The organism is Kosakonia radicincitans DSM 16656 (assembly GCF_000280495.2).
Classification (GTDB): Bacteria; Pseudomonadota; Gammaproteobacteria; order Enterobacterales; family Enterobacteriaceae; genus Kosakonia; species Kosakonia radicincitans.
Window position 1 is genome coordinate 26,513 of the sequence record NZ_CP018016.1, and the last position, 12,523, is coordinate 39,035.

Annotated in this window: 13 protein-coding genes; 5 read left to right on the top strand and 8 right to left on the bottom strand. The window is 52.2% G+C overall.

The genetic code is table 11. The features are described from left to right. The 3 genes from ilvN (at position 1) to nepI (ending at position 2,141) form a co-directional block, all read left to right on the top strand. The gene (ilvN, locus tag Y71_RS00130; protein ID WP_007369420.1) at positions 1 to 285 is read left to right on the top strand and encodes an acetolactate synthase small subunit; all 285 of its coding nucleotides are present in this window, start codon (positions 1 to 3) and stop codon (positions 283 to 285) included. Positions 286 to 411: 126 nt separating this feature from the next. Beyond that, positions 412 to 864, top strand: coding sequence for a DUF1198 domain-containing protein (locus Y71_RS00135; RefSeq protein WP_007369421.1), 453 nt, complete (start codon positions 412 to 414; stop codon positions 862 to 864). A gap of 98 nt (positions 865 to 962) precedes the next feature. Continuing rightward, entirely contained in the window at positions 963 to 2,141 is a 1,179-nt protein-coding gene (gene nepI, locus Y71_RS00140) for a purine ribonucleoside efflux pump NepI (protein WP_007369422.1), read from the top strand. A gap of 100 nt (positions 2,142 to 2,241) precedes the next feature. Here the strand turns inward: nepI and Y71_RS00145 are convergent, their stop codons facing one another. From Y71_RS00145 to Y71_RS00170, 6 genes are all read right to left on the bottom strand, one after another. Continuing rightward, positions 2,242 to 3,156 carry an EamA family transporter gene (locus Y71_RS00145; protein WP_007369423.1) on the bottom strand — a complete coding sequence of 305 codons (915 nt, stop codon included), beginning with the start codon at positions 3,154 to 3,156 and terminating at the stop codon, positions 2,242 to 2,244. A gap of 109 nt (positions 3,157 to 3,265) precedes the next feature. Next, positions 3,266 to 4,645, bottom strand: a complete 1,380-nt coding sequence (locus Y71_RS00150) for a carbohydrate porin (RefSeq protein WP_079517166.1) — start codon at positions 4,643 to 4,645, stop codon at positions 3,266 to 3,268. 146 nt (positions 4,646 to 4,791) lie between these two features. After that, positions 4,792 to 5,103 (bottom strand): PTS lactose/cellobiose transporter subunit IIA, encoded by a 312-nt coding sequence (locus Y71_RS00155; RefSeq protein WP_007369426.1) that lies wholly within the window; start codon positions 5,101 to 5,103, stop codon positions 4,792 to 4,794. 5 nt (positions 5,104 to 5,108) lie between these two features. After that, complete coding sequence (locus Y71_RS00160) at positions 5,109 to 6,497, bottom strand: glycoside hydrolase family 1 protein (protein WP_007369427.1); 1,389 nt, start codon at positions 6,495 to 6,497, stop codon at positions 5,109 to 5,111. Positions 6,498 to 6,509: 12 nt separating this feature from the next. Further along, positions 6,510 to 7,838, bottom strand: coding sequence for a PTS cellobiose transporter subunit IIC (locus Y71_RS00165; protein WP_007369428.1), 1,329 nt, complete (start codon positions 7,836 to 7,838; stop codon positions 6,510 to 6,512). 12 nt (positions 7,839 to 7,850) lie between these two features. Continuing rightward, on the bottom strand, positions 7,851 to 8,165 hold the full coding sequence (locus tag Y71_RS00170; RefSeq protein ID WP_007369429.1) for a PTS sugar transporter subunit IIB: 315 nt from the start codon (positions 8,163 to 8,165) through the stop codon (positions 7,851 to 7,853). Between the two features lie 296 nt (positions 8,166 to 8,461). Between Y71_RS00170 and Y71_RS00175 the strand changes: the two genes are divergently transcribed. Then, complete coding sequence (locus Y71_RS00175; RefSeq protein WP_007369430.1) at positions 8,462 to 9,418, top strand: LacI family DNA-binding transcriptional regulator; 957 nt, start codon at positions 8,462 to 8,464, stop codon at positions 9,416 to 9,418. Between the two features lie 48 nt (positions 9,419 to 9,466). On the opposite strand, the gene fabV is transcribed toward Y71_RS00175, so the two are convergent. Both fabV and Y71_RS00185 read right to left on the bottom strand, forming a co-directional pair. After that, the gene (fabV, locus tag Y71_RS00180; protein ID WP_007369431.1) at positions 9,467 to 10,660 is read right to left on the bottom strand and encodes an enoyl-ACP reductase FabV; all 1,194 of its coding nucleotides are present in this window, start codon (positions 10,658 to 10,660) and stop codon (positions 9,467 to 9,469) included. A gap of 16 nt (positions 10,661 to 10,676) precedes the next feature. Then, the gene (locus Y71_RS00185; RefSeq protein ID WP_007369432.1) at positions 10,677 to 11,099 is read right to left on the bottom strand and encodes a MaoC family dehydratase; all 423 of its coding nucleotides are present in this window, start codon (positions 11,097 to 11,099) and stop codon (positions 10,677 to 10,679) included. 236 nt (positions 11,100 to 11,335) lie between these two features. Here Y71_RS00185 and Y71_RS00190 point away from each other — a divergent pair, with 236 nt between their 5' ends. Further along, a complete protein-coding gene (locus tag Y71_RS00190; RefSeq protein WP_035886817.1) occupies positions 11,336 to 12,523 on the top strand; it encodes an acetyl-CoA C-acetyltransferase in 1,188 nt (395 codons plus the stop codon).

A 12,523-nucleotide genomic window follows, 5' to 3' on the forward strand; every position in this document is an offset into this window, starting at 1 on the left:
ATGCAAACAACTGATAACGTCATTCTCGAACTCACCGTGCGTAACCATCCGGGCGTCATGACGCATGTTTGCGGGCTGTTCGCGCGCCGAGCATTCAACGTGGAAGGTATTCTCTGTTTACCGCTACAAAATGGCGAACAGAGCCGCATCTGGCTACAGGTTGCCAACGACCAGCGGCTGGAGCAGATGATAAGCCAGATCGACAAACTGGAAGATGTGGTGCAAATCATCCGTCACCAGAGCGATCCGGGCGTGTTTAACAAACTGGGGCTGTTCTTCGAGTAATCGCGCTATTTATGCGAAGCGCCCGGTAAGCCGATAATTAACTGTCGGCTTACGGCTGTTTTTACGGCTGTGCGTCAGAGGGGATTTCCCCGTATGATGAGCCTCTTTTACGCACCGGGAGCAGGTATGATTTGGTTGATGTTGGCAACGCTGGTGGTTGTTTTTGTGATTGGCTTCAGAGTGTTAACCTCTGATTCCCGGCGGGCGATCCGCCGTCTCACCGACCGGCTTAACATTCAACCCGTTCCGGTGGAATCGATGATGGATCAGATGGGCAAAACGGCGGGCAATGAGTACTTAAGTTACCTGGCGCGCCCGGATGAAGCACATTTGCAAAATGCGGCGCAGGTGCTGCTGATCTGGCAGGTTTCCATTGTCGATAGCAGCGAACAGAACCTGCAATACTGGCACCGGCTGATGCAAAAAGCGCGGCTTGCCGCGCCGATAACCGATGCGCAGGTGCGTCTGGCACTCGGGTTTTTACGCGAGCTGGAGCCGGATACCATCGAACTGAACAACTTCCAACTGCGTTATAACGCCCAGTTTATCCCGCAAGAGGGCGTCCACTGGCTGCACTGATCCCCATCATAAAATGAGTTGCCGAATTGTTAATTGCGTCACAGATGATGAATGTTACACTGCGCGACCTTCACGACGAATAACTAAGCAGGTGACAAATGAGTGAGCAAACTGTGGCGCAACCGGACGCGGTAACCCGTCCTAACTGGTCAGCCGTTTTCGCGGTGGCTTTTTGCGTTGCCTGTCTGATCACCGTGGAGTTTTTACCGGTGAGCCTGCTGACGCCAATGGCGCTGGATTTGGGCGTTTCCGAAGGCGTGGCCGGGCAAACGGTCACGGTAACCGCGTTTGTGGCTATGTTTGCCAGCCTGTTTATTACGACGGTGATCCGCGCCGCCGACAGGCGTTATGTGGTGATCGCCTTTGCGGTACTGCTGACCCTCTCTTGCCTGCTGGTCTCCTTTGCTACTAACTTTACGCTGCTGCTGGCAGGCCGCGCCTGTCTGGGGCTGGCGCTCGGCGGTTTCTGGGCGATGTCGGCTTCGCTGACCATACGTCTGGTGCCGATGCGTACCGTGCCGAAAGCGTTGTCGGTGATTTTTGGCGCAGTGTCGATTGCGTTGGTGATCGCCGCGCCGCTGGGCAGTTTCCTCGGCGGCATTATCGGCTGGCGCAATGTCTTTAACGGTGCGGCGTTGATGGGAGCGATCTGCATTCTCTGGGTGTGGCGGGCGTTGCCGTCGCTGCCGGGCAAAACCGAACATCACGAGAATATGTTTGGCCTGCTCAAACGCCCTGGTGTACTGGCGGGCATGATCGCCATCTTTATGGTCTTCGCCGGGCAGTTCTCGTTCTTTACCTATATTCGTCCGGTATATATGAACCTGGCCGGGTTTAGCGTCGATGGCTTAACGCTGGTGCTGCTGAGCTTTGGTATCGCCAGCTTTGTCGGGACGTCCTTCTCTTCGGTGGTGATGAAGCGTTCGGTCAAAATGGCGCTCGCCCTTGCACCGCTGACGCTGGCTGTCAGTGCGCTGGTACTGATTTTGTGGGGCAGCGATAAAGTCGTTGCTGCGGGGATCGCCATCGTCTGGGGGCTGGGTTTTGCGCTGGTGCCGGTGGGTTGGTCAACCTGGATCACCCGCACGCTTGCCGATCAGGCGGAAAAAGCCGGTTCCATTCAGGTGGCGGTGATTCAGCTTGCCAATACCTGCGGTGCGGCGATTGGTGGTTTCGCGCTGGACCATTATGGTTTGCTGTCGCCGCTGGTGCTCTCTGGCAGCCTGATGCTGCTGACCGCGCTGCTGGTGGCGGCGAAGGTGCGGGTAAAAGCGTAAACGCCACAATTCGCCAGGTGGCGCTGCGCTTACCCGGTCAGAGTGTTCGCGTATTGCACAGCGCGTAGGCCTGATAAGGCGTTGCCGCCATCGGAGAATGTCACGCCGAGGCGCTGGCGAGCCGCATTTTGCGGCGCGAATCCCAGGAGATCAGCAGTACCGACGAGACAATCAACAGCGTGCCAAGCCAGTCCGGTAAAGAGAAAGCAACGCCAAGCAGTACCACCGAGAGCAGTGCGCTGCTCAGCGGTTCCGCGCAGCTCAGAATGCTGGCCTTCGAGCCGCCAATCATCTGCGCGCCTTTCAGATAGAGGCTAAAGGTGAGCGCCGTGCCGATCACCACCAGATAGAAGAACGCCATCAGCAGGTGCCCATCTACCGCCACACTTTCCGCTTGCCCGCCAAAAAACGGCGCCAGCATCAGCCCTGCCAGCAACATACTCCAGCCGACAATCGGCAGTGTGCCGTACCGGGCGATCAGCGCCGAGGGATAAGTGGTATAGAACGCGGCGGAAAACGCCGAAACGATCCCCCACAGCAGCGCTTGCGGTGAGATAGACAGCGACGTCAGATTGCCGTGCGTCACCAGCAGGAAAGTCCCCATCAGTGAGGTGAAAATCGCCGTAACAACCGGCGTGGTGGGGCGTGCTTTACGCACCAGCGCAAGCCAGGTCACGATGATCGTGGGCGATAAAAATTGCAGTACCGTGGCGGTAGCGGCGTTGGATTTTTCGATGGTCAGCAAAAAGGTCAGTTGTACGGTCAGCGCGCCAAACAGTGAGAAGATCAGCAGGCTGATGGCATCTTTACGGTTTTTCAGGATGGCGAAAATTTTATCGCCGTGCACAAAAGAGAGCGTAAGCAAAATGATGCCGGTAAACAGCAGCCGCGTCATGGTTAACCACGGTGACGGGATATGACTTTTCTCCATGATGTACTGCGCGCAAACCCCGGAACTGCCCCATAACACCGCGGCTGCCAGTACATAAAGCATCCCTTTTTTTGTGGAACCCATCTTTTAACCCAACTCTGTCATGCTGATTGCTTATTGATAAGGCGCGCATCATAACACATGTACAGAGATTAACCGGAGGCGGCTGAGGGTGACCGCCTCCGGTTTTACATCAGAACCAGGCTTCCCACATTGCGCCGACGTTAAACGAATCGAGCGTACTGTCGTCGGTGCCATTGACCCGCGCGGTACGTTTGTTATCCACTTCGCCGCCGGTTACGTAGAAGCGCAGCATCGGGCGGAATTCCGGCCCCATCGCAATTGAGATGTTCTGCGACAGCGTCAGTTTCCAGCCGTGGTTATCGCCGCCATTGTCATAGTCGACGCGCTGATAACCGGCTTCCAGCCAGGTTGAATGGACATCGTTCCACCAGTGCATCGGACGAATAATCGCGCCATAGTTGCGGCGGTTATCGGCTTTGTTGGCACTGTTATCGTAATCGTGGAAGGCCAGCAGGTATTCCACCTGGGTTTGCTGGCTGAACTTGTAGTTGCCTTCGAAGCTGGCGTAAATCGCTGTCAGATCGTCGGTTTTGTTGAATACGCTGTTGTCCGCGTTATCGGAATAACGGGCAATCACTTTGTTCACACCGTGGTCATAGGTGTGGCTCAGCACCACGCCGCCCTGCCAGGCGCGCAGGCGGTCTTCGCTTTCGATCGCTTTGGAATCAAAGCCGTAGTTGGCATAGATCTCCAGATCGAGCGGGCCGACCTTCATGCCGTGAATTTTCGAGGTGACGGCATAGTTACCCTTATCCCCAACGTTCGAACTGCCCGTACAGGTGATGCGTGATGGGTTGGCTTCATCCTCCAGTACTTCCGGGCTACAGGATTCCACGGCCGCCACGGCAGCTACGTCAAACTGTACGCCGCCAATATCGAAGTTTTTCACCCCGGCGCCCTGACCATCATGGTTCATCCAGAAGTAGTCGTTGATGCCCTGTTGCGGACGCTGGTGGAAGTCGCGCCCCGCCCAGAAGTAAGCATTCGGGTTCGAGGCCAGCAGGTTGGTTACCCCGGCATAGGCTTTTTTCAGGTTAACTTCATCACCCCAGTGATCGAACATGACGTTAACGTCCCAGATCGCGCCATTATCGCCTCTGAATGCCTTGGAGAGCTGGAACTCGCCGCCGTTGCCTTCGTTACCCAGACGACCAATGGCGGAGGCGCCATTATAGGAACCATCGACGCCGACATATTTCTGATCGCCAGACTGGAAGTGCGCGCCGTAGCGGGCATAGCCGCTGAATTTCACGCCGTAAGGAATGGCTTTATCCGGCTCCTGGGCGGTGGTTTGTGGTTCAACAATGACATCTGCTTTTTTATTGATGGCGGCATCCATTTTGGCCTGCCGTTCCGCCAGCGCTTTATCGACCGCTTTGGCGACAATGGCATCGATTTGCTCTTGCGTAAATTCTTGTGCGAAGGCGGAGCCAGAGCAAAGGGTGGCCGTAACCGCCAGCGCCACTGGAAGTATTTTATTTATTCTCATGGTTATCTCAATTTAGTAAGTTATTCGCAGACAATAGTTACCCTGCGCTGGCAGGGTAAAAATATTGCCATCACCAAAAACTAATATTTATTTTGTAGAGTCGGGTACAGATTAATTAAGATTTACCGTAATCAATTCTCCATTTATTACTGTCGATATAATGAATGCAGTTGAATAATTTCTTCAGATAATTCGCGGGCCAGTAATGACGTCATTAAATGATCCTGGGCATGCACCATAATTAACGTCATTGGCTGACGGCCTTCACCGGCATCCTGCTCAATCAATTGCGTCTGCATTTTGTGCGCCTGGCGCGAATAACCATCGGCCTCGCGCAGCAGGCTGCGGGCTTCTTCAATATTGCCCTCCCTGGCCGAGCGCAGTGCCTCAAAGCACAAGCTACGCGACTGTCCGGCGTTGACGATAATTTCCATTACCGCTTCTTCAAGTGCGACCATAATCATTATTCCTGAGTAAAACCATTAAGCGCGGCGGTGGCGGCAAACCACTCTCCACTTTTCTTAATAGTGCGTTGCTGAGTTGCCAGATCTAATTGCACAAAACCGTAGCGGTTTTTATATGCGTTACACCATGACCAGTTATCAATAAATGTCCACATATGGTAACCAAGACAATTACAGCCTTCGCTGATTCCTTTATGTAGCCATTTCAGGTGATCGCGAACAAAGGTAATACGATAACTATCGTTAATTTGTCCGTTTTCAATAAAGCGTTCTTCATTCTCGACGCCCATACCGTTTTCAGAAATAAAACAGCGTGGGTTGCCATAATTCAGACGCAGATTGGTGAGAATATCGTAAATACCTGGCTCGTAAATTTCCCACCCGCGATACGGGTTCATTTTACGGCCTGGCATTTCGTAATAATCAAACAACCACTCTGGCATAAATGGCGCATCGGGATTGACCGCACTGTCCCGGCACTTTACCCGCCGCGGCTGGTAATAGTTGATGCCGAGCAGGTCGATTTTCCCTTCTGCAATCAGCGAGATATCTTCCGGCTGGCAGGCGGGGAGCTGATCGTACTCTTTGAGCAGCGCCACCAGGTCAGCGGGATACTCGCCGCGCAGTACCGGGTCGAGAAAACTGCGGTTAAACAGCAAATCCGCGTGGTGTGCCGCTTTCACATCCGCAGGATGTTGCGAGCGCGGATAAGACGGCGTCAGGTTCAGCACAATGCCGATGTCGCCGGAGTGGTGCCCGGCGCGAAACGCTCTGACAGCGCTGGCATGAGCCAGTACCGTGTGGTACGCCACCGTCGCCGCGCGTTTGAAATCCACCACGTTCGGGTAATGGAAATCGTACAGATAGCCGCCTTCGACCGGAACGATCGGCTCGTTAAAGGTAAACCAGTGCTGCACCCGATCGCCGAACAGCTCAAAGCAGATTTGCGCGTAGCGGCTAAAAGCCTCAACCACTTCACGGCTTTCCCAGCCGCCTTTCTCCTGCATCACCATCGGCATGTCGAAGTGAAACAGCGTGATAAACGGCGTAATTCCCTGCGCCAGTAGTTCGTCGATGACGTCGTTGTACCAGGCGACAGCCTGCGGATTCACTTCACCGGTTCCATCCGGGATCAGGCGCGACCAGCTCAGCGAAGTACGAAAACTGTTGTGATTAAGCTGCTTCAACAGCGCGATATCTTGCCGCCAGTGGCGGTAAAACGTCGAGGTTTCCTGCGGCCCAACCTGCTGGTGAAAACGCCACGGTTCGCGAGCAAACCACGTATCCCAGGTAGTGGCGCTTTTACCGCCTTGCTGGCTTTCCCCTTCGGTTTGCAGTGCCGAGCAGGCGCTGCCCCACCAGAAGTTTGCGGGAAAAACGTATTTCATTACCGACTCCTTTTAGTTACTGCGGACGGTTTCCGTCATCGGTGCGCTGGTCTGCGCTTTTTGTTCTTCTGCTTTCATCAGCGAGTGTTCATACGCCCGCAGGAATGGCAGATACATCAGGGCAGACATCACCATACAAATCAGGCACATCACCACCGGGCTAAAGGCCCAGTTCGCCGCCCATGAGGCACCGATTGGCGCGGGTGTTGTCCACGGCGTCAGCGAAACCACCTGTGCCAGCAGGCCCATTTTGGTCGCGGTGTAAGCCAGCACGGCGTTAACCAACGGCACGCAGACAAACGGCACAAACAGCATCGGGTTCATGATGATGGGCGCACCGAAAAGAATCGGTTCGTTGATGTTGAAGAAGCTTGGCACAACGCCCATTTTGCCAATGGTGCGCAGATGTGCGACGCGGCTGCGCAGCAGCAGGAACGCCAACGGTAAGGTCGAACCCACGCCGCCAATCAGCAGATAGTGATCCCAGAAGCCTTGCAGATAGACGTGCGGCAGCGCAGCGCCCGCTGCCAGCGCGGCCTGGTTGGCAGAGAGGTTGGCCATCCAGAACGGGTTCATAATGCCGGTGACAATCAGCGAACCGTGAATACCGGCGAACCAGAAGATTTGGCACAGCAGCACGGAGAGCAGAATGGCGGGCAGGGAATCAGAGGCGGAAACCAGCGGCTCCAGCAGGTGCATAATCGCCTGCGGCAGGATCATCCCGGTTTGCGCTTCGATAAACAGGTTCAGCGGGTGCAGCGTACCAATGATCACCACCACCGGAATCAAAATCTCAAACGAACGCGCCACGCCGGTTGGAACCTCTTTCGGCAGGCGGATGGTGATGTTGTGCTGTTTGAGCCAGGCGTAAACGCGCGACGAGTAGATGGCGGTCAGCAAGGCGGTAAAAATGCCCTGGCCGGAGAGATACTGGGTGGAGATTTTGCCGTCCGCATACGGCGCGGCAACCAGCAGAAACGCCATAAACGCCAGCAGGCCGGTCATCACCGGGTCGAGGTTAAACTGGCGACCGAGGCTGGCGCCAACCCCAACGGAGATAAAAAACGTCATCACCCCCATGCTGAGGTTAAACGGCAGCATCAGTTGCGCGCGGTATTCGGTAGAGAAATCGAGCCAGGCGCGGGCGAAACCGACGGTGGTGTCGGCGGAAAACGGTGGGAAGATAAACACCAGCATAAAGGAGCCGATGATCATAAACGGCAGCGCAGCGGTAAAACCGTCGCGGATGGCGATAACGTACTTCTGCTGTCCAAGACGACCGGCCAGCGGCGTAATGGATTGCTCAATAATCGTAATCATTGATTGATATAAGGAACTCATAAGAACACCTTTTTAATGCGCCGCTTCAATCAGCGACAAAGCGTAGTCCAGTACCTCATTACCGCGTTGCATGCCGTAATCCATCGGATTGATGGGTTGAACCGGAATGCCGTGTGCGGCGGCCTTTTCTGACAGTGTATTTAACATGTACTTAACCTGCGGTCCGAGAAGCACGACCTGATAACGCGGAAATTGTGTGTCGAATTCCGCGACGCCGTACGCGTCGATCTCCACTGGCAGCTCCCGTTCCTTCGCCGCCTCAAGCATTTTTCTCACCAACAAGCTGGTGGACATCCCGGCAGAGCAGCACAACATAATCCTGAACATCGTTAACCATCCTCGAAGTGTAAAAAGTTATTGCGGGGATGATTGGATATCATATGGAAACCGGTTTCCATTTTTTCTCCACAGAAGTGTGATAGCTATCAACATCTGCTACCCATAAGGCTTTTTTATTGGATTTACATCACGGAATTTTGCGCTTCGTTGATAGCAAAAGAGGTGAAATGGAAAATCGGTTTCCATCAAAAAGGGAAACCGTTATACTGCGAGTGGTTATAGATTGAACCGATTTTGCAGGACGAATTTTCAGGCGCAGGCTACGCGCTGTTCAGGGGAGAAAGATTTCTACAATCAACGATGTATCACGTTTAGCTGGGGTCTCCAAAGCCACAGTCTCACGGGTGTTGAGTGGTTCGCGCGGCGTTAAGGAAGCCAGTCGCCTCGCGGTACTGAAAGCGGTCGAAGAGCTGAATTATCGGCCCAATGTTATCGCCCAGTCATTGCTCAGCCAGTCGACAGGCTGCATCGGGGTGATTTGCGCCCAGGAGAATATTAACCAGACCACCGGTTACCTGTATGCGCTGGAAAAACATCTCAGCCAGAATCAGAAACATTTGCTGTTGCGATTCGCCAATACCAAAGCCGGGGTGATGAGCGCGCTGGATGAACTGACCTGCGGGCTGTGCGACGATGTATTGATTATCGGCGCGCGTTTCCCTCTGAAAATTGAAGATGAAAATGTGATTCTGGTCGATTGCGAAGAGTCCATCGATTCCACGCCCAACAGCATTCAATTTGATCACGCTTTTGCGGCGGAAACCGCCTGCAACTACCTGATTAGCCAGGGCCGCCGACAAATTGCGCTTATCCATCCCGATACCGCTGCGGCCGAGCAGGTGTTGCACGGCTACAAGCTGGCGCTGGAAAACAATTTCCTGCCGTTTAACCGCAACCTGGTTTTTATGGATGACACCAGTTCATCGGTGGCGTTGCAGGTGCTGCTCAATAATGCCACCACGCTGAATTTTAACGCGCTACTGGTGGCTGACGAGCAGGAAGCGCAGCGCGTGATCCCGCAACTGCAAGCGTTTAATAAATCGGTGCCGGGCGACATTATGGTCTTCAGCCTTGCTGGCTCTTTGCATTTACCGGGGATCCCGACCATCCCGGCGATTGAATATTCAATGGATGCGATGGCGGCGCGCATTGTGGCATGGCTGAATGAGAAAACGCAGAGCGTGCTGGGTTCGTACCGCGTGCGCGGCGATTTAATTATTCCTGACGTCGGTAAGCGCTAATAAATAAAAAGCCTCCATGCGGAGGCTTTTTTAATGGCATTTCAGACGTTACGCAAGGCTATATTCTTTAACCAGCGTGTGAATATCCAGTTCATCCGAATAATCCACACCCGCCATGCCAAAGCCGTTCAGTTCGTGAAACTCCTGCAAATAACCGGCAAAATCGCCAATGACCATAAAGTTATCCGCAGTCACCTGTTTTCTGAGTAATTCCACCGCGTTTTGCACATCCGGGCGAAGTTCATAATCATCCATGCGAATCAACCGTTGAGCATCGGTAGTCACCTTGCCAAGAGGGGGATAAAGATGATCCAGCATCAGCCGGTGCATTTGCTCAATACAGGTTTCATGTAACCGTTTCTGTTTCATGACTTTATACAACAGGGTGATATACAGCGGAAACACAGGAATAAACGCGCTGGCCTTGGTGACCAGCGCTTTACAAATAACCGCATAAGCATTGCCGCTGATACGTTGCAACTGCGCATTAATTTCATCGGCGGTATTATGTAAATGCGCTTTTGCGGCACCCAAAGAGCCCTCTTTATAAAGCGGCCAGGTTGATTCCGGGCCAATATACGAATAGGCAACCGTTTTAAACCCTGCGGCTAATACATCAGCTTGTTCCAGCATGGTGATCCAGCGCTGCCAGTCTTCGCCACCCATCACTTTTACTGTATCGGCAAGCTGCTGTTCGGTAACAGGTTCCAGCGTCTGTTCTACCATGCGCTGACTTTCCAGTTCAAAACCAGGGCCGGAGAAAGCCTGGCCGCGAACGCCCAGCGTTGAGTGATAACGCGTACCGTCAGGATGAAGGCGTATGCCAGACGCAACGGAATACACCACCAGATCGATTTTCCCGCCAAATTCTTGCTGGATAAAATCAATCACGTTTTGCCGCGTGGTATCGGAAAAAGCATCGGCAATAAAATCTTTCGCGATCAGCCCTTTCTCACTCGCCCGTCGCTGAAACAGAACGTTGTTATACCAGCCCGCGCTGCCTGCGCCTTTTTCACCGGGACCCTTTTCAAACGAGACGCCAATGGTGTCGGCGCTGCCGCCAAAAGCCAGCGCAATACGAGAAGCCAGCCCATAACCGGAGGAGGCGCCAATCACCAGAACCTTTTTAGGCCCATAGATCTCGCCGTGTGATTCGACATAGGCAATCTGTTTATCAATGGCTTTCAGCAGCCCTTCCGGGTGGCAGTTTTTAGCCACATTACCCTGAATAATCGGTTTCATAATGTGTTATCTCCGGTCAGTGTTTTACGGCGGGAGATAACACAAGTGCTTCTCCTTTAATGACAACATCGCCATGCTGATTTGTGCAGGTGGTTTTCAGACTGACCCGTTTTTTCTCCGTATCAATAGCAATAATTTCCACGGTTGCTGTCACCGTATCGCCAATAAAAGTTGGTTTGGTAAATTTAAGATCCTGCGCCAAATAAATAGAGCCTTTACCGGGGAGTTTATTTGCAATAACTGCAGAAATTAAACCGCTTACCAGAATTCCGTGAACAACACGCTGGCCAAATATGCTTTTTTTACCCGCGGCATCGTCAAGATGCACTGGGTTCATGTCACCTGAGGCCTCTGCAAAATTCATCACGTCTTCTTCAGTGAGTTTTTTTGTAAATTGCGCTTTTTGCCCTGTTTGTAAACATTCGGCTCTTTCTGTCATTTTTAAAAACCTCCATTTAAATATATCATGTAAATATCCTTTTTTGAGCGGTGATAAGAATTATCAAATTTAAATACTATCGATCTTGAAACCGCCTTATTTATATAAAATTCATAGTAAGCATTGAATAAATTGTATGGGTCAGCTTTTACTCAAACATTGACATTAATCAAAGTACCCTTTCACCTAATTAGGATAAAAATTCTCGTAGTTTAATTAAGCGAAAGGCTAAAATAATGAAGGATACTGATATTGTTATACTTGGCGCAGCAAGGACAGCTATTGGCTCGCTTAATGGTTCCCTTGCCAATATATCCTCACCTAAACTGGGATCTATAGTGATTAAATCACTTCTTGAAAAGTCTCATATTCCGGTAAAAGAAGTGGATGAGGTTATCATTGGTCAGGTTTTAACGGCGGGGTGTGGGCAAAATCCAGCGCGACAAACATTAATTCATTCCGGTATTTCACAGGATGTTCCCGCGCTGACAATTAATAAAGTTTGTGGCTCAGGAATGAAAGCATTACAGCTTGCATATCAGTCATTAAAGTGCGGTGAAGCTGAGCTGATTATTGCGGGCGGGCAGGAAAATATGAGTCAGTCCCCGCATATTCTTCCTCACTCCCGTAATGGAATGAAAATGGGTAACTGGGAAATGCAGGACAGCATGGTTAATGATGGATTATGGGATGCATTCCATGATTATCACATGGGGATGACTGCGGAAAATATCGCGGAGAAATATGGTATTACGCGTGAAGAGCAGGATGAATTTGCGCTGGCCTCGCAACGTAAAGCCGCTGCTGCCCTTGAGGCTTCCCGTTTTGTCAGTGAGATTGTGCCGGTTGTTATTATCAAACCCGGTAAAGAGACCATCGTAGTTGAAAAAGATGAATTTCCGCGTCCACAAACCACGCGTGAAGGGCTGGCAAAACTACGCCCGGCTTTCAAGAAAGAGGGAACCGTAACCGCCGGCAACGCTTCCGGGGTAAATGATGGCGCGGCCATGGTTATTTTGGCTACCGCGAAAAAAGCCAGAGAACTGGGTATTACACCGCTTGGCCGAATCGTTGAATTTGCAACCTCAGGTGTTGCTCCGGAAATAATGGGAACCGGGCCGATTGAAGCTTCCCGAAATGTACTTAAAAAATCAAACTGGCAGGTCAGCAACCTTGATCTTATTGAAGCCAATGAAGCGTTTGCGGCGCAGGCTATCGCGGTTAACCGTGAAATGGGCTGGGATCTGACGAAAGTGAATGTTAATGGCGGCGCCATTGCTCTCGGTCACCCTATTGGCGCGTCTGGTGCCCGTATTTTTGTGTCGTTAATTCATGAAATGCAGCGCCGAAAAAGTAAAAAAGGTCTGGCGACATTATGCATTGGCGGCGGCATGGGCATTGCTGTCACGGTTGAGATGGATTAA